Raw genomic sequence first — 17,823 nt, 5'->3', positions numbered from 1 at the left:
CGCCATACGCGCCCTGCGTCATTTGTAAATAGAAACAATTCGCATTACCATATTTGCGTTTTCCGGGCAGCCAGGATGGTTCGCCCTCCTCGCATTGCCCAGCCACCGCCCTGCAGCGCAGGGCCCCGCCAGCGGCGTGAGACCCCCACCAGCCGCGGCGCCAGACCATCCGGGAAGCCGGTCGGACGCACGCACGTGCCCGTCCAGGAAACCCAATGATCCGTTCGACCCCTGCCCTGCTGCCGCATCGCCTGTCCGCGGCGATGCTCTCCGCCCTGTGCCTGGCCGCCGCGCCCGCCGCCTTCGCTGAAACCGCCGCCGACCCGACCACGCTCGACAAGGTGGTGGTGAAGGGTGAGCGCGCCGAAGGCTACTCGGTGCGCAAGACCTCGGCCGGCACCCGCTTCGACCTCGCCCCGCGTGAGATCCCGCAGTCGATCAGCATCATCAGCCACCAGCGCATCGAGGACCAGAACCTCGACGACATCATCGACGTGCTGGGCAACACCACCGGCGTGAGCAGCACCCAGTCCGATACCGAGCGCACCGAGTTCTATGCACGCGGTTTCTACATCGACAGCTACCAGTTCGATGGCCTGCCGACGCAGATGGTGCAGAACTGGAGCTACGGCGATTCCGGCCTGGACCTGGCCCTGTACGACCGCGTGGAAGTGGTGCGTGGCGCCACCGGCCTGCTCAGCGGCGCCGGCAACCCGTCGGCGTCGGTGAACCTGATCCGCAAGCACGCCGACAGCGCCGAGCTGGCCGGCAGCGTCTCGGTCAACGTCGGCAGCTGGGGCCGCACCCGCACCACCGTGGACGTGGGCAGCGCACTGAATGCCAGCGGCACCGTGCGCGGTCGTGTCATCGGCAGCTACCTGGACACCGATGCGCAGATGGACCGCTACAACCAGCACAAGACGCTGGGCTACATGGTCATCGATGCCGACCTGACCCCCGATACGCAGCTGAGCGTGGGCTACGACTACCAGCAGAAGCGCGCCAACGGCGCGACCTGGGGCGGCTTCCCGATGCTGTTCTCCGATGGCACCAGCACCGGCTACGACGAATCGTTCAATGCCAGCCCGAACTGGACCTACTGGGACACCACCAGCAAGCGCGCCTTCGCCACCCTGGAGCACGGCTTCGCCAACGGCTGGAAGTTCAAGATCGGCGCAACGCATGACGAGACCAAGGCCGACGACAAGCTGTTCTACCCGGCCTACAACGACTGGGTTACCGGCGCCTCGTTCTTTGACAAGAACACTGGTGCGGGCATCTCGCCGTCGGCCGGCTTCTACAACACCGAACGCAAGGTCGACGCGATCGATGGCTTCGTTGACGGTCCGTTCCAGCTGTTCGGCCGCGAACACCAGTTCATGGCGGGCCTGAGCTACAACAAGCGCGACTACGCCAACTACGGCGACTACCAGGTCGGCGGTGCCGGCCTTGCCTGGGATCCCTTCTCCAGCTACCTGAACTGGACCGGCAACATCAGCGAACCGAACTGGAACCCGCTCAGCCTGGCCAGCGAAGGCACCATCACCCAGAAGGCCGGCTATGCCGCCACACGCCTGTCGCTGGCCGATCCGCTGAAGCTGATCATCGGTGCGCGCTACACCGACTGGAAGAGCGAAGGCGAAGGCGCCGATCGTTCGCACAAGGTGACCACGCCGTATGCCGGCCTGGTGTTCGACATCAATGACACCTACTCGACCTACGCTTCGTACACCGAAATCTTCCAGCCGCAGATGCTGAAGGACCGCAACGGCAGCTACCTCGATCCGGTCGACGGCAAGAGCTACGAAGTGGGCGTGAAGGGTGCCTGGTTCGACAACCGCCTCAATGCCTCGGTGGCCGTGTTCCGCATCGAGCAGGACAACGTCGGCCAGTCGACCGGCGAACCGGTGATCGGCGGAACCGGCGGCGAAACGGCCTACATCGCCGCACGCGGCACGGTCAGCCGCGGCTTCGAGTTCGAGCTGAACGGCGAACTGGCACCGGGCTGGAACGCGACCTTCGGTGCATCGCGCTACGTGGCCAAGGACATCAATGACGCGGACATCAACACCAACCTGCCGCAGACCACGCTGAAGCTGTTCACCAGCTACACCCCGCAGTCGCTGACCGCATTGACCGTGGGTGGCGGTGCCAACTGGCAGAACCGCATCTATTACGCGGTACCTGCATACGGCCGCATCGAACAGGACGGCTACGCGCTGGTCAGCGCCTTCGTGCGCTACCGCATCTCGCCGGAGTTCAGCGTGCAGGCCAACCTGAACAACCTGCTGGACAAGAAGTACTACTCGCAGATCAACGGCTACGGTGCGTTCGGCGACGGCCGCAATGGCTCGCTGACCTTCACCTGGTCGTTCTGATGCAGAGGGCGCCGGGCAACCCCCGGCGCCGTGCCTTGTAGAGTCGAGCTTGCTCGACTGGCGTTCGACCAATGCAGCCGAGCATGGCTCGGCTCTACAAGGGCGTGGAGCAGCCGAGCATCGTTCGGCTCTACAGAACAGCGAAAAGCCGCCGGGCATGGCCCGGCGCTACCAGTGAAACGCAGGTGCCGTTCCCTGGCACCTGCCTGTCAGCCTAGAACCGCAGGTCCGCGCGCATGTACCAGTAGCGGCCACGCGGAATGTCATAGGTCGAGGCGTCGTAGCCGTTCAACGAGCACGACAGGCAGATCGGCGGATCCTTGTCGAACACGTTGTTCAGGCCCGCGGTCAGCTGCAGCCCCTTCATCCAGTTGATTTTGTAGCCCACCTGCACATCGTGGTAGGTGGTGGCGGACAGCGTGTTGGTACCGGCGGTCTGGTTGCTGCACACCGGGAAGGCCACCGCATCACCGCAGTCTTCGGTCAGCTCGGAGATGTGGCGCACCGTCCAGTTGGCACTCCAGTTGTCCAGCGTCCAGCCAATGCTGGCGTTGCTGGTCCATTCCGGAATCGAGCTGTCGGCCACTTCCACGCCCGGCTTCTGCGGCTGCCGCTGGCCGGCCGCACCCGTGGCCTCGTAGCGGCCGACGAACGTGTTCTTCCAGCCCAGCTTGAACTGGCCGATGTCGCTCTGCGGCAGCGTCCAGAACATGTCCACGTCCCAGCCATCGGTCTTGATCGAACCCAGGTTGGTCAGGCGGTTGTTGAAGCTGCTGACCGCACCGGTGCTGGCGCGGGTGATGCCATCACAGTAGATCGGGTCCAGCGTATCCACGCACAGGTCCAGCTGGGTCTGTGCGTTGATCGCCTGGATCGCGCCGTCGATGTTGTGGCGATAGAAGGTCACCTCCACGTCGAAGCGCTCGGACCACGAGGTGTCATTGCCGAACCACGGGCTCCACACGAAGCCGGCGCTGAAGCTGCGCGAACGCTCCGGCTCCAGTTCACGGTTGCCGCCGGTGGTCACCGAGATCTGCGAGTTGGCCTGCTGGAAGCCGGTCGGCACGCCCAGCGCGGCGCAGTTGGCAGGGTTGCCGCGCGGTGCGGTGCCGCCCAGGCCCACCGAGCAGGGATCGAACAGCTGCAGGTCCGCACGCGCGGCCGAACCGTACAGCTCGCCGATGGACGGCGCACGGAAGCCCTCGGCGTAGGTCGTGCGCAGCACGAAGTCATCGGTCACCTGCCAGCGCAGGCCGTACTTGGGGGTGAACTCGCCACCGAAGGTGGAGTAGTCCGAGTAGCGCCCCGCCAGGCTCAGGTCCAGCTTCTTGCCCAGCGACGAGTCGGCGAAGATCGGGATGCTCAGCTCCACGTAGGCCTCGTTGACGTCGTACGAACCGGACGTCGGCTGCGAGGGCACGCCGTTGTAATGGCCGATCACCGTCAGCGGATCCGGCTGGTACCAGCCTTCATAGCGGCGGTGCTCCAGGCCGGTGGCGAAGGAGACCGGGCCGGCCGGCAGCGTGAACAGATCACTGGACAGGTTGGCGGTGACCAGGCTCAGCTCGTTCTGGCTGCGGTCGCGCACCACCGGCTGGATCCAGCGCAGCATGTCCGGGGTGATCGAGCCGACGCCGCCGAAGATGTTCAGCGGCACGCAGCCGGGGGTTGCCGCGCACAGTGCCGGATCACCCAGCGCCAGGTTCACGTTGTAGATGTTGTAGCTGCCGTAGTTGGTCTGCTCGGCCTTGTTCTTGCTGTACATGCCGTTGACGTCCCAGTACCAGCTGCGGTTCGCCGCCTGGAAACTGCCCACCAGGCCGGTGGCGAAGTAGGTCGTGTTGACCTCCTGCTCGAACACGCGCGCGCCGCCCTCCACCGGGCGACGGCCGATCAGGGTCATGTTGTCGCCGGACGCCAGGTCGAAGCCGAACGGGTTGTACGGGTTCAGCGCCGACACCACGATGTTGTCGGCCAACGGATTGCCGGTGGCGCCGTCAGGGCCGAAGAACAGCGGTTCCGGGCCCGCCTGGTTGGTCGATTCGCGGCGGTTGCCCAGCGCTTTGACGTACCACTGCACGTCGTCGGTGATGTCGAAGCGGAACTGGCCGAACACGCCTTTGCGCTCGGACGGGGTCAGCACCATGTTGTATTCGGCGAAGTTGAAGCGATCGGCACTGGTGAAGCAGTGGTAGTCATCGCTGCGGTTGCAGCCGGCACTGCCGTCATAGCGCGGGTTGCTCACGCCGGTGTTGGGCACGATGTCCTGTTCGGCGCCGGTGTTGGGATCGACGAAGGCGAAACGCCCCTGCGGGATGCCACCGCTGCCGAAGGCCAGGCCCGTACCGGGAATGGGAAAGCGCGACTGCTCGCGGTCGCGTGCGTACACCGCGTCCTGCCGGGTCCAGCTGGCGCCGAGGAACAGGCTGTAGCGCTCGCCGCTGGTGCCCCAGGCCAGGTCCACGCCCTTCTGCGTGCCATCGCCCTTGCTGTACTCACCGTAGTTCAGGGTCACCTGCCCGCCATCGAAATCGCGCCGGGTGATGATGTTGACCACGCCGGCGATCGCATCGGAGCCGTACAGCGACGACGCACCGTCTTCCAGCACTTCGATGCGTTCAACGATCGCCAGCGGAATGGTGTTCAGGTCGGTGGCCGCGCCCACACCGGAGGCCGATGATTCATTGACCCAGCGGATGCCGTCGACCAGCACCAGTACGCGCTTGGCGCCCAGGTGGCGCAGGTCGACCTGTGCCGAACCCGCGCCGACACCGCTGCCATCCGGCGGGAAGCCGAAGTTGCCGGACGAATTGAACTTGGCGTTCAACGCCGAGCCCGAACCGGTGAGCTGCTGCAGCACTTCGCCGATCGAGCTCAGGCCCGTGCGCTCGATGTCGCCACGGCTCAACGTCTGGATCGGCACCTGGCCTTCCACTTCAGCGCGCTTGATACGCGTGCCGGTGACTTCGACGGCATCGAGGGTGGTGGCCGTCTGGGCCATTGCCCCCAGCGGTGCCAGGGCCGTCACGCACAGCGCAACAGCGACCGCCAAGGGGCGGTAATGCAGGTGATTCATTCGCTCTCTCTCCAAAGGAATGTCGGGACATGGACTGCCGCGCTCCCCCCTGCATGGCGGCAGCGTCTCCTTTGTAAACAAGCGGTAAAAATCACGACGTGACGACGGACACCATTTCACGTGGAATTGACGGAACAGACCGGAGATCGCGTCAATTAATGTCTTGAAATGAGCGAAAGGTGCGGCAACGCACCATCAAGAGCGCTGAACGGATGCGGGCCAAAACGACAGCCACGCCCAGACGAAGGACGGCCCCCACGGATGCCGGGCCGTCCTCGCCAGCGGTCATCGCACGAACGCGATCCGCTCCATCCCCGTCGCCTCGGCCGCCGCCAGGATCTTCGCCATGCCTTCGTACTCGGCAGACGGATCGGTGGCGATGCGCAGCTCCGGCAGGTTGCCGGCGTGTTCGCTGGCCTGGCCGCGCAGGCGGGCCTGCAGATCGCCGATGGCCATCGGCTGGCCATTCCAGCTCAGCTGGCTGGAGGCATCCAGGCGCAGCTCGATCGGTGGCGGTGGGTCGGGACGATCGACCACCCGGTCGGTGGCCTGCGGCAACTGCACCGCGATGGGCCGCGACAGCATCGGCGCGGTAACGATGAAAATGATCAGCAGAACCAGCATCACATCCACCAGCGGCGTGACATTGATCTCCGCCAAGGGGCCGCTTCTTCCTGCGCTGTTGAACGCCATGTGCCACTCCTTGCACCCGGGCCGTTCGCCCAAGCCGACAGTACGCCGCCGCCATGTGCCGACGGCAGTGGGCATCCACGAAGCATTCAGCTGCCGTTGCCCGCGCTGCGACGTGCACGCGGCGAGAAACTGAATTCAGCCAGCGCCCGCTATGCTGGCGCCATGACCCGACGCTCTTCGACCGCCCTGTCCCTGCTCCCGCTGTCCGCATCGCTGCTGATCGGCTGCGCCAGCGCCCAGTCACTCGACGCCCAGAGCGGCCAGCTCAAGGCCGCCATCGACGCTGCCGAACGCGGCCAGCTCGGTCCGGGCCAGGCCGCCGCACTCAGCCGCCATCCGGCCTATGGCTGGGTCGAGTTCGCCCAGCTGCGCCGCAACATCGATACGGTCGATAGCGGCCAGGCGCAGGCCTTCCTCAAGCGCTATGACGGGCAGGCCGTGGCCAACAGCTTCCGCAGCGTCTGGCTGCCCTCGGTGGCCCGCCGCCAGGACTGGCCTACCCTGCTGGCCAACTGGGCACCGACCGACAACCTCGGCCTGCGCTGCGCGCAGCTGACCGCGCGCCAGGCCACCGGCAAGGTCGACCCGCAGTGGATCAGCGAGGCGCAGGACCTGTGGCGCAAGAACGGCAAATCACTGCCCGACGCCTGCGATGCGGTGTTCGCCGTGCTGCAGGCACAAGGCGGCATGAGCGATGCACTGCGTTGGGAGCGCGTCGACGCCGCTGCCGACGCGCAGCAGCCCGCGGTGATGCGCAGCGCCGCGCGTGGCCTGCCCGCGGCCGATCTGACCCTGGCCAACACCTATGCCGCCTTCGTCGACAAGCCCAATGCCAGCGCACTGAACTGGCCGCGCAACGAACGCAGCCGGCGCATCGCCACCGATGGGCTGGAAAAGCTGGCCAAGGCCGACCCCGGCGCCACCGAACAGCAGCTGCCGCAGTACGCGCAGGCGCTGGGCCTGAGTGCCGAACAACAGGCCCAGGTGCGGTACCAGATCGCGTTGTGGACAGTGGCCTCCTACCTGCCCGACTCCGCGCGCCGCCTCAACGCGGTGCCCGAATCGGCCTACGACGAGCGCCTGCACGAATGGCGCGTGCGCGAGGCGATGTCGCGTGGCGACTGGCCGGCCGCACTCACCGCCATCCGCAAGATGGGCAGCAAGCAGCGCACGGATTCGCGCTGGGCGTATTTCGAAGGACGCATGCTGGAAAAGACCGGGCAGGCGCAGCAGGCCCAGTCGCTGTTCCGCAGCGCCGCGCGCGCGCCGACCTTCCACGGTTTCCTCGCCGCCGACAAGCTGCAGCAGAACTACACGCTGTGCCCGTGGAAGCCCAATGACAGCGCCCAGGCGCAGGCCGCCGTCGCCCGCGACCCGGCCATCCAGCGCGCGATGGCGTTGTACCAGATCGATCGCAACGGCTGGGCCGTGGCCGAGTGGAACAGCGCGCTGGCCCGCTTCGATGACACCCAGCGCCGCCTGGCGGTGCGCGTGGCACAGGACAACGGCTGGTTCGACCGCGCCGTGTTCGCACTCGGCAAGCAGCCGCAGGAACAGCGCCTGTACGACCTGCGCTTCCCGCTGCACCACGACAGCACCATCCGCCGCGAATCCTCGCGCAATGCCATCGACCCGGCCTGGGTGGCCGCGGAGATCCGCGCCGAGAGCACCTTCACCCCGCGCGCGCGCTCGCCTGCCAATGCCATGGGCCTGATGCAGGTGCTGCCGGCCACGGGCGCAGGCGTGGCGAAGAACATCGGCCTGACCGCATACGGCGGCGCCGATAGCCTGTACGACCCGGACACCAACATCGCCATCGGCACGGCCTACCTGCGCCAGCTGATGAACAAGTACGACGGCCTGCCCTACGTCACCATCGCCGCCTACAACGCCGGGCCGACCCCGACCGCACGCTGGCAGTCCCAGCGCCCGGGCTTCGACCCGGACCTGTGGATCGAGACGATCAGCTACAAGGAAACGCGCGAGTACGTGGCCCGCGTGCTGGCTTTCAGCGTGATCTACGACTGGCGCCTCAACGGCAACGCGCTGCCGCTGAGCGACCGCCTGATGGGTCGCCTGGTGGACAAGCGCAAGGCTTTCACCTGCGCGGCGGATGCCGACCAGGGCGGGGATTGATCGACGCGGGGTCGTGCCTTCCGACCCGGTAGCGCCGGGCCATGCCCGGCGAGCGCGCAGCGCAGCGACACATGCCCGTGCGATCATCCCCCCATGAAGATCTATCTTGTCGGCGGCGCGGTACGCGACCGCCTGCTGCAGCGCCCCGCCGGCGACCGTGACTGGGTGGTGGTCGGCGCCACGCCCGCGCAGATGGAAGCGCAGGGCTACACCGCCGTGGGCCGCGATTTCCCGGTATTCCTGCACCCCAAGACCGGTGAGGAGTACGCGCTGGCGCGCACCGAGCGCAAATCCGGCCGTGGCTACCGCGGTTTCGTGGTGGACGCCGATCCGGCCGTCACCCTGGAAGAAGACCTGCAGCGCCGCGATTTCACCATCAATGCCATCGCCTGCGATGAAGCCGATGGCACCCTGGTCGACCCCTACGGCGGCGCGCGCGACATCCAGCAGCGCGTACTGCGCCACGTCGGCCCCGCCTTCGTCGAAGACCCGCTGCGCGTGCTGCGCGCGGCGCGTTTCATGGCGCGCTTCGCACCCCTGGGTTTCACCGTTGCCGAAGAGACCCTGGCCCTGATGCGCGAGGTGGCCGCCAGTGGCGAGCTGGACGCCCTGGTGCCCGAGCGCGTGTGGCAGGAACTGCGCAAGGCACTGGCCTGCGAACGCCCCTCCGCGTTCCTGCGCACCCTGCACGACGCACATGCGCTGGGCCCGATCCTGCCCGAACTGGAAGCGCTGTACGGCGTACCGCAGCGTGCTGAGTTCCACCCCGAAGTGGATACCGGCATCCACCAGGAAATGGTCAGCGACATGGCCGCCCGCCTGGCACCAGGCGATGATCTGGTCGGCTTCGCCGCACTCACCCACGACCTCGGCAAGGGCCTGACCCCGCCGGACGAATGGCCGCGTCACATCATGCACGAGCAGCGTGGCCTGAAGCCGCTCAAGGCGATGTGCGCGCGCCTGAAGATTCCCACCGAGCACCAGCAGCTGGCCGAAGCAGTCTGCCGTGAACACTTGAACGTGCACCGCATCGACGAACTACGCGATGCCACTGTGCTGGAGCTGCTGGGCCGCTGCGATGCACTGCGCCGGCCAGAGCGCGTGGCCCGCATCGCCCTGTGCTGCGAGGCCGACAAGCGCGGCCGACTGGGCTTTGAAGAAGGCGATTACCCGCAGGGTGAAACGCTCAAGCGCCTGCACCAGGCCGCGCTGTCGGTACAGGCGCGTGATCTGGACCTGAGCCACTTGAAGGGCCCTGCGGTGGGCGAGGCGCTGGCCAGAGCTCGGGTGAAGGCGATTGCTGGGGCACGGTAGGGATGTGCGGCTCGCTGGGGAAGCGTGATGTCAGCCGCTGATGGTCAGTACCTGAAATAGGTATCACCCAAGGCGGGGTGGTCGCCCGGCTGACGCTTCTGCTTGGTGATGCGTCGCAGATTGATGCGCTTTGCATTGGGCCAACCCAGCGTTCCGAATATCGCATCGGCCATCTTTGCGAACCGCGTGAAATAGCGGCCAATTCTGTATCCAAGGTAGAAGCAGACCAGAACGCATATCAAGTACGCATCCGCGATCATCTCCAGAGGTGCCAGCCCGTCTCCCGTGAGAGCGTCGATCAGGAAAAAAGCGATTTGGATCATGTACAAGGGCACAGATAGCGCCAGCGAGTACTTGGCCACCGCGATCCAGTGGGCCCAGCTACCTGAACTGACATACGGATAGGAAACGATGAGCCTCTTCTGCTCATCGAGCACGGACAAGGCAATGAAGTTCCCCGCCTTGTCCCGACGCCCGACCACCCGCACGGAGTCACCCTCTTTGAAGGGCCAATTCCAGAACAGCCCCTTCACCAGCATTTCGCCGAATCGAAACTCCACCCTCGTCGCTGGTTCTTCCGTTTCCTCATTGGACATCATCGCCATGCCAGCGGCGGGCCCGCTAAGGCCCAGAGCCGCGGCAGCGGTGCCCGTGGCGGCCATTTTTTCGCGATCCCCGTCGCGCCAGAAGACGTTCTGCACCACATGTCTCACCCGCAGACTGGAAATGATGCCGGTTTCCGTCTCGAACAGCACCTTGCCGGTCGAGCCCTGCTTACGTTTACGATTCACTGCAAATCCACCTAGGAAATGCCACACGCCGACCGGTGCGTATCCGTCATCGAAATCATCAAAAGATTCTCAGTATCTGAAATAGGTATCACCAAGCGCAGCAGGATCACTCGGGCTTCTTTTGAGTTTTGTAATACGCCTTAGATTCACACTCCTACTGTCGCCCCAGCCAAGCGACCCAAATATGCCGTCAGCAAGCCGGGCAAACCGGTGAAATCGATAGCCAATACTGACCCCAACAGTGGCAGCGATGAACAGGAGCCCGGCAAATATGCAAAGCAGCAACTTCAACAACAACCATCCGTCCTCCAGGATGCCGAGAGAATTCAGGCCAATACCTACGGTAAAAAATGTGCATATCGGCAACGAAATCAATGACGTGTACTTCCAGACCGAGATCCAGTGAGCGCGAGTGCCAGCACTGACGTGTGGGTAGGAGACAATCAATCTCTTGCGCTCATCCAATACCGAGAACGCGATAAATACTCCGTCCGGGTCTCGGCTTCCGACCACTCGCACGAGATCTCCTTCCTTGTAGGGCCAGTTCCAGAGCAGGCCTTTCACGATCAAATCGTCTAGTCGGAACTCAACTCGGACAACTGGCTCCTCCATCTCCTCGGCGGACATCATCGCCATGCTGGCCGCAGGACCACTGAGACCGAGTGCAGCAGCAAAGGCTCCAGTGGCGGCCATACCCTCGCGATCGCCACTACGCCAGAACACATTTTCTACACTACGCTTGATTCGCAAATTGGAAATCACGCCGATCTCAGTATCGAAGGGCGCGCACGCGCTTTGTCTTGCCTTCACTTTAGCGGTCATCGCGGCCTCACAGACACTGAGCCAATGGCCTTGTAGAAGGCGATCTGCTGATCTTCGGCTGCGGTGAAGCGCTTCTCGTTTGAGTTATCTTTACGGATTCCGCCATCAGAACTTCTTCCAAAAGCACTACTTCTGGCCCACTTCTCCAGATCATTAGGACTAAGAGCCCAGATAAGCACCTCTGCAGCTAGAAGTGCCAAGCCGACCTGCCATCCACTCAGTCGTAGTACCCACACGCCAACGCGTTTCATTGCTTGCGATGCAACTACTTCCGCACCGTCCACAGCAGCTGCCGCTTCCAGTCCGGCGCTCAATCCCCTTAGACCCAAACTCAGTGAGTTACGTCCAAACGTTCGCTCAATCACAGGGGCCGAGTAGGCAAGCGCAGTCAGGAACTGTGCACTACCTACAGCGCCCCCCGTGGCTCCGCGAATATTGAGCAAGACGTAGGTCGCATAGCTTTTTCTTTCGAGCGCAACCGTTGCATCCGCAAAACTGTAAGCCGCCCCAATAAAACTACCCGCTCCCGCCAGCACACTGCCGGCAGCTTTCATCCGAATGGCACTGACACTGCCCGCCCCGAAGAACTCCTTGGCTACCGTTTCATGCACACTGGTATACACAGCCACAAGCGACATGCCGGACGCCAATAACGTCGCATAGTCGCGCGTGTCCTTATCCACCTTTGTTGCCAGATGGATGAAGTTCACCATCTCCAGCACGCCCGTAAGGGAATTCAGACCAACGACATTACGGCTGCTTTCCGCCGCAGCTTGCCAACGCTTGCGCATCGCCAGCGCGCCGTGGTGCAGCTCCAGATCGCGAAGCGCGAACTGCATCGGCAGCGCACTCCCCTTCTTGCGATAGAACTGGATGCGCTCCAGGAAATAGCGCTTGCCCTGCTGGCCACTGCTCAGCTCTTCGGCCACCAGGCTGATCGCCTCATCGCGCTCCATCAATGCCCGCGTCAGGAGCACAACGCGGACCATGGCATTGCCGACAGTATCCTGGATGCCCTTCATCGGGAATCGATTCAGGAGGTACGCACCTGCGGTAGTGACGAAGCGATCAACGCCACTGTCGCGAAGGATGCGGGCACTGGCGGTGGAGGGCGCAGCCTCCTTCTGCGCCACCTCCAACTTGCGGTAAAGGGTCAAGAAGGACTTCAGATGTGCGGTGCCTGCGACAAATGCTGCCCAGCTTGCGCCGCCCACCTCAAGAATTGTGTCGGAACCGACCTGCGCCGCCGAGAGTGTCTGCTCCAGCTCCTTGCGAGCCTCTTCCTGGTTCTTCGCGATAGCTCGCCAGAGCAGGGATCCTCTTCCGGTAACTTTTGTGTCGTTGGCCGATTCAGTCAAAAATGCACGGCCGATCTCGTGCATGCCGAGCGCCGCGATGGCATCGGTGATTACTTCTTCAAACCACACGCCTTGCGCCGGAGACTGGCCGTCAAAATCCTCCAGCGTCGCCAGAAACAGATCATGGCGGAGCCAGGCAACCAGCACAGCCATCTCTGGGCCCAACCGGTCGAGTACCATCTGCGCCATTGCATCCATGTTTTTCTTGAACGCGGTAAAGCGAGGCTCATCAATCAGCGGCCAATACTTGTTCTTCCAGGCTTCCTGCGCATCCTGCAGATAGAGCGGCAGAAACATGTCCTTGTATGCCTGCTCGCGCTTCCGTTTTTCCTCCTCGGAAATCTTCACTCTCGGGTCCCATGACGGAATTGAGGGATTCCCGAGGCGGAGCTGCCGTTCCTCCTCCCGCACGGTCTGCGCTGCATAGTTCCCAGCCATCACCGCGCCGTTGAGCTCCAGCAACTTCGAGATCTGTTCGATCTGGTCAACCGCTGAAACCTCCAGCTCGCGCTCCCGCTTGAACTGGCCGATGCAGGCAGCGAGGTCATTGCAGTAGCCACTGAGCTCATGCACAGCGCCCACCGCATCCCATAGTCCCAGCAGCATGGGCGGGTACTCGTGGCGATCACTGCCGATTCGCCCGTTGCTGCTATGTTGCTGCAGCAGCTTGAAGCGCTGTTCGAGAGGGCCGATACCGCTGTTACGGGGGTAGTCCCGCCGTGACCATGGGTAACGCGTGCCGTGCTTTCGCAGCCGTGCGACGTTGAGTGCGCCATCCAGCGTGGAAGCCGCCGGGAGCGCGCTGATGTGAGGGAGATCCGGCGGATCGCCCGAGGGACTGTCCAGTAGCCGATATTCCATGATGGAGGCCAGCCCAGCGGCGTCCTTCAACGGTGCTTGGTCGCCCTCCGCTCTCGCCGACCTGATCCATCTGGCAGGCTCGATCGACTGCATCCGCTCGGCGCGCAGGACCGGGTCGGACCCATAACGATCCAGCGTCGCGGGTGTCCATGGGTGTTGGGAGTAGGCAAGCCAGACCGTCCCGCACACATCGGGCCGCGGTATGGTCATGAACTCGGTGCGCATGTAATCGTGACCGCTGCGCCCACAGCTCGGCAGCCCTGCTCCGACGATGGGGCGGGCGCTCATGGCGGTAGGCTGCCGCCACAACGTACCGTTCTCGGCGATGGCATAGCATTCCCAGTACCGAGGGCCGTAAGGCCCCTTCTCGTAGTACAGGTACAACATGCCTTGGCGCATGGTCCTGAGAGCATGCGCAAGTCCCGCTGCACTCATGTCAGCGTCGGGCACATGTGAGGGTGATAGGCCGCCCAGGTCGACGTCACAACTGTCGGGTACCAAGGTATAGCGCACCGGCAGAATGGCGAGGCCGGTGGAGCGGCAGATGTCACAGACCGCGCGGCTCTGCGACTCCGGCGGTGCGGCGGTAACAACAGGAAGGTCAGATACGGTTTGGCTGTCCTTGCCGCGAACTCCCCTGTTGCTGCTGCCGGTATAGGAACCGCTCACGTCGTTTCCTTCCTCACCATGCTGCGTCATGTGTGCAACCCTCCCCTTGTCGCAGCTGCGTGTCCCAACGCTGCCGCGCGTATGTCCTGCCACTCTGCGTCTTCAATGCGCCATGCCAGTTCGTCGTACCGTTCGCCCTTCTCCACCTGCGCCAGCAGCCTCTGAACGGTGGGATGCCTGTGGAAGTGAGGGCCAAGCGAGATCGCATGCCTTGCAAACAGATCCAGCTCATGTCCATTGGCCACACCACGACGGTGCGCTTCTTCGACACAGCGTTGTACGTGGGCGAAGGTGGAACGGTCGGGCACGTCGCCGGTCTGCAGCGCTCCGATCCATGCCTGATTCAATGCGCCAATGCACTCCACCTCTGGCCAGGACACGGCCGGGTCACCGGGCAGCGCAGGCGCGACCATGTTGTTGATGGCCAAGTGTCCCCAGCGATCCAGGAACATCCACGTTGTGGCACCCGCGAACCGGTACGCCCGTTGCGAACGCGATGAGGTGTGCAGGAACAGGTCCGTCACCATCGGATCGTAGAAGCGCAGCCACCGCTTTCGACCTTGGGCGTGCGGGCAGTGAGCGACCGCTTGCGCGGCTAGCTGGTTGGCCAGTTGCCGGGTCAGCAGCGGCGTCCATAGCCACGCACACGCACGTTGTGGGCGTGCGGTCAGCAGCGATGCCAAGGAGCGCTGCGCCAACGCCATTGCCATCGCCTGGCCCGACAGCAGGGAATGCATGCCTCTGCTCAGGTCGAGCGGGATCAGGGACGGCCACATGGCAGCCGGTATCTGCCGAATGGCGATCGGGACCGCTTGGACTCCAGCCGAGTCCAGCAGCGCGTCGAAGGCCTCGTCCCTCTCACATCGTTCTACCGCTGGCTGCATCAGCAGGTGGCATTGCCCCGGGCTGCTGCGGTCGATACCGATCAGCTGTTCGCACAACGACTCAACCGACATCGGCGCATCCTTCGTGCCGGCACACTGCAGCGGTCAAGTGCGGCTCGCAGCCCTTGAACCGCCCAGCAGGTACGTCTGCCGCGTCCGAACTGGTTGCCGGCCCCACCCACTCCCGCTGGCTCGCCTTGAACTCCACCTTCCCCGGCGCTCCCAGCTCGATGTTGTCGCCCTCGATCCGGATGTAGGCCCCTGCTGCCGTCGCCAGCAGGTGCTTGCTCGGCGCCGACAGCATCACGTCTGCTTCGGTGCTGGCAATGCGCACCTGGGTCTTGGCCGCGACGATCGCCTGGTTCTTGTGCGCGCGTGCGCTGACCTTGCCCTGCGCGGCGTGCAGTGCGATGCCGCGTTCCTGGTTCGGGCTCTCGCCGCTGGGCTGCACACCGGCGGTGTACAGCACCAGGCCGCCGGCAACCGCCAGCGTCAGCGAGCCCTGCGTCATCCAGTTCAGTGCCACGCCGCTGGCCAGGGTGGTGTGCGTGCCGCTCACCCAGACCTGGTCGGCCGGGGTCAGGCTCAGTACGCCGGCCACGCCACTGCCCAGCAGAATCGGGGCACTCCAGCCGGGTGCTTCGCCATCGCCCCCGGTGATGCTGCCGGCCGTGCTGCCGCTGTGGGTCGCACGCAGGTGTTCCTGCAGCTCGCCCAGCGTGGTGTCCGCGGGCAGCTCGGCCGGGTCGCTCGGCAGCTGCGCCTGCTGGTTGGCGGCCGATTCGGCCAGCTGCTGCAGCAGCTGCTGCCCTTCCTGCAGCTGGGCCAGCGCCTGCGGCGCGGCCATCTGTGGCGTGCCCTGCTCGGTGGTCAGCAGCAGGCCGCGGCCGGCGCGCAGTGCGCCCTGTGCCTGCGTGGCCAGCTCCACGCCAAAGCCACGCTCGCCGTCGCGCACGTTGTCCTGGCCGCCCTTCAGGTGACCCAGCGTCAGCGTGGTTTCGTGCTGGGTGGTGGACAGCTGGGCACGGCCCTGCCCGGGCGTGTCGTCGAAGCGCAGCTGCTGGTAGCCGCCGGTGCCGCCCTGGCTGTCGGCCAGCGCCTGGCTCTTGAAGCCGGTATACACCGCCGCGTGGTCATTGCCCTCGAACCATGCCGCCGCGTTGCCGGTGGCGTTGCCGCCACCGCCGTTGATCTGGTTGTGCTGCGCATCCTGCTGGCCACGGCCGTTGTAGACCGCGCCGACCACCACGGGGCGATCGATGTCGCCTTCCAGGAACGCCACCAGCACTTCCTGCCCGCGCCGTGGCAGCACCACGCCGCCCCAGTTGTCACCGGCCCACGGGGTCATCACCCGCACCCAGGTCCAGGCGCCGCCGTTGGCCGGGGCGTTGTCGTCCCCACCCGGGTGGGCCAAACCGTTGCTGGCGTTGCCACCGCGCTGCCACGGAAACTGCACCTTGATGCGGTGATCGCGGTCGGACAGCAGCGGGTCGCCATCGCTGACCACGATCGCGCTGAGCGTGCCGGTGATCGTCGGCCGCGGATGCAGGTGCGCGCCATGGCCATCCTCGGTCTGCGGGCGATAGACCACCTCAGCCGGAATGGCCACGAAGCGGTTGTCGTAGAACGCGGTGGACACCTCGCCGGGTGCATCGCCATAGGCCAGCCCGGACAATGCGCCGGGCAGTGCCGGGGCCGCGACGCTGGCCGGGCCCAGGGTCTTCTCCAGCGCATCAAACACCTCGGCATCGAGGTTGTTGCGCGCCTGGTGCCGCACCGACAGGCACAGGAAACGGGCGTCCTCGCCCACCTGCGGGTGCTGCGACAGCCCGAATCGTGCGCCGGGCGCCAGCACGCGCCACTGGCCGGCACCGTCGATGGTCTGCGCGCGCACGCGCAGTGCATCCAGGTGCTGCTGTGCGCGGCGCTGGCCGCGGGCGTTGTCCTGCCAGCCGTACGGACCGCAGGTATCACGGTCGACGATGCCCAGGTCGTTGCCCTGCCCGGCCTCGGCACTGGCCTGGCGGCGCTCCAGGGTGCGGTAATCCCAGGTGGCACGCTCGACCTTGCCCGGCCGCCAGCGGTTGGCGGTGGACCATTGCTGCACGCTGTCGCTGCGCTCGCTCTCGTCGCGGCGGTGGAAACGCACCACGCCCAGCTCGGCGGTGTCGTGGCTGTGGTCGGCCAGCACCAGCGTGTGCGTGCCGAAGTCCGCGCCGCCGGGCTCGCCGGCATGCTCGAACCAGTAATAGATGCCTTCTTCGGCCAGCAGGCGCTGGATGAAGGCCAGGTCGCTTTCCTGGTACTGGGTGGTCAGGCTGCGCCGCGCGTACTGGCTGGCATCGCCCAGCGACCAGCGCCAGGCCGGCGCCAACGTGCCGTAATCGGCAAAGAGATCTTCGACGATCTCGACCACGGTCTTGTCATGGAAGACGTAGCTGTCCACCCGCTGCGACAGGAAGGCCAGCCAGGGCTGCAGTCGCAGCCGGTAGCGCGCCAGGCCGCCATTGCTGCCCAGCCGCTCGGCGGCGGTGATGCGTCCATGCAGCGGCCGCACGCTGCCATCGGCCTGTTGCAGCTGCAGCAGCGCGCCCTGCCCGATCAGCGGTGCCAGCGACAGGCTCGCATCCAGCGAGAGCGCCGTGATCGTCCACTGGAAGCCGATGCCGTCGATCTGCTCGACGCCATCGAGGGTTTCGGCCACCAGCACATCGGGGCCGCAGGTCGTATGCAGCCTGAGGAAACGATGCACATCGTGCGGCTTTGCCAGCGCCGAGCGCAGGGCAAGCCAGTGCAGACGAGAAGCGGAGCCATCCATGGAGCAACGCGCGCAGAGCCAAT

10 protein-coding genes are annotated in these 17,823 nt (G+C 65.0%); 3 read left to right on the top strand and 7 right to left on the bottom strand.

The genetic code is table 11. From position 1 onward, the window contains the following. Positions 1 to 215 precede the first annotated feature (215 nt). Positions 216 to 2,378 (top strand): ferric-rhodotorulic acid/ferric-coprogen receptor FhuE, encoded by a 2,163-nt coding sequence (fhuE, locus tag C1926_RS19385; RefSeq protein ID WP_108760327.1) that lies wholly within the window; start codon positions 216 to 218, stop codon positions 2,376 to 2,378. 214 nt (positions 2,379 to 2,592) lie between these two features. On the opposite strand, the gene C1926_RS19380 is transcribed toward fhuE, so the two are convergent. Further along, a complete protein-coding gene (locus tag C1926_RS19380; RefSeq protein ID WP_254057424.1) occupies positions 2,593 to 5,379 on the bottom strand; it encodes a TonB-dependent receptor in 2,787 nt (928 codons plus the stop codon). Between the two features lie 360 nt (positions 5,380 to 5,739). Continuing rightward, positions 5,740 to 6,147 carry a biopolymer transporter ExbD gene (locus C1926_RS19375; RefSeq protein ID WP_079223334.1) on the bottom strand — a complete coding sequence of 136 codons (408 nt, stop codon included), beginning with the start codon at positions 6,145 to 6,147 and terminating at the stop codon, positions 5,740 to 5,742. Between the two features lie 162 nt (positions 6,148 to 6,309). Between C1926_RS19375 and C1926_RS19370 the strand changes: the two genes are divergently transcribed. Beyond that, on the top strand, positions 6,310 to 8,283 hold the full coding sequence (locus tag C1926_RS19370; RefSeq protein WP_108760325.1) for a transglycosylase SLT domain-containing protein: 1,974 nt from the start codon (positions 6,310 to 6,312) through the stop codon (positions 8,281 to 8,283). A 93-nt stretch (positions 8,284 to 8,376) separates the two neighbouring features. Continuing rightward, positions 8,377 to 9,597, top strand: coding sequence for a multifunctional CCA addition/repair protein (locus tag C1926_RS19365; RefSeq protein WP_108760324.1), 1,221 nt, complete (start codon positions 8,377 to 8,379; stop codon positions 9,595 to 9,597). A gap of 44 nt (positions 9,598 to 9,641) precedes the next feature. Here the strand turns inward: C1926_RS19365 and C1926_RS21895 are convergent, their stop codons facing one another. The 5 genes from C1926_RS21895 to C1926_RS19340 form a co-directional block, all read right to left on the bottom strand. Next, positions 9,642 to 10,388 (bottom strand): putative type VI secretion system effector, encoded by a 747-nt coding sequence (locus tag C1926_RS21895; protein WP_108760323.1) that lies wholly within the window; start codon positions 10,386 to 10,388, stop codon positions 9,642 to 9,644. A gap of 69 nt (positions 10,389 to 10,457) precedes the next feature. After that, on the bottom strand, positions 10,458 to 11,210 hold the full coding sequence (locus tag C1926_RS21890; protein ID WP_159095160.1) for a putative type VI secretion system effector: 753 nt from the start codon (positions 11,208 to 11,210) through the stop codon (positions 10,458 to 10,460). Next, complete coding sequence (locus C1926_RS19350; protein WP_254057333.1) at positions 11,207 to 14,098, bottom strand: T6SS effector BTH_I2691 family protein; 2,892 nt, start codon at positions 14,096 to 14,098, stop codon at positions 11,207 to 11,209. The genes C1926_RS21890 and C1926_RS19350 overlap by 4 nt, the downstream gene beginning before the upstream one ends. 26 nt (positions 14,099 to 14,124) lie before the next feature. Next, positions 14,125 to 15,054, bottom strand: coding sequence for a DUF4123 domain-containing protein (locus C1926_RS19345; RefSeq protein WP_108760320.1), 930 nt, complete (start codon positions 15,052 to 15,054; stop codon positions 14,125 to 14,127). Next, positions 15,044 to 17,800, bottom strand: a complete 2,757-nt coding sequence (locus C1926_RS19340; RefSeq protein ID WP_108760319.1) for a type VI secretion system Vgr family protein — start codon at positions 17,798 to 17,800, stop codon at positions 15,044 to 15,046. Before C1926_RS19340 ends, C1926_RS19345 begins: the two co-directional genes overlap by 11 nt. Positions 17,801 to 17,823: the final 23 nt, after the last annotated feature.

The organism is Stenotrophomonas sp. ZAC14A_NAIMI4_1 (genome assembly GCF_003086915.1).
GTDB lineage: Bacteria > Pseudomonadota > Gammaproteobacteria > Xanthomonadales > Xanthomonadaceae > Stenotrophomonas.
Note: the sequence above shows the minus strand (reverse complement) of the source record. Positions and strands in the feature narration are given on the sequence as shown.

Excerpts from the sequence above, each read along its gene's own strand:
- C1926_RS21890 (WP_159095160.1), bottom strand. The coding sequence starts at position 11,210 with ATGACCGCTAAAGTGAAGGCAAGACAAAGCGCGTGCGCGCCCTTCGAT.
- C1926_RS19340 (WP_108760319.1), bottom strand. The coding sequence starts at position 17,800 with ATGGATGGCTCCGCTTCTCGTCTGCACTGGCTTGCCCTGCGCTCGGCG.
- C1926_RS19370 (WP_108760325.1), top strand. The coding sequence starts at position 6,310 with ATGACCCGACGCTCTTCGACCGCCCTGTCCCTGCTCCCGCTGTCCGCA.
- C1926_RS19375 (WP_079223334.1), bottom strand. The coding sequence starts at position 6,147 with ATGGCGTTCAACAGCGCAGGAAGAAGCGGCCCCTTGGCGGAGATCAAT.
- C1926_RS19365 (WP_108760324.1), top strand. The coding sequence starts at position 8,377 with ATGAAGATCTATCTTGTCGGCGGCGCGGTACGCGACCGCCTGCTGCAG.
- fhuE (WP_108760327.1), top strand. The coding sequence starts at position 216 with ATGATCCGTTCGACCCCTGCCCTGCTGCCGCATCGCCTGTCCGCGGCG.
- C1926_RS19380 (WP_254057424.1), bottom strand. The coding sequence starts at position 5,379 with ATGGCCCAGACGGCCACCACCCTCGATGCCGTCGAAGTCACCGGCACG.
- C1926_RS19345 (WP_108760320.1), bottom strand. The coding sequence starts at position 15,054 with ATGTCGGTTGAGTCGTTGTGCGAACAGCTGATCGGTATCGACCGCAGC.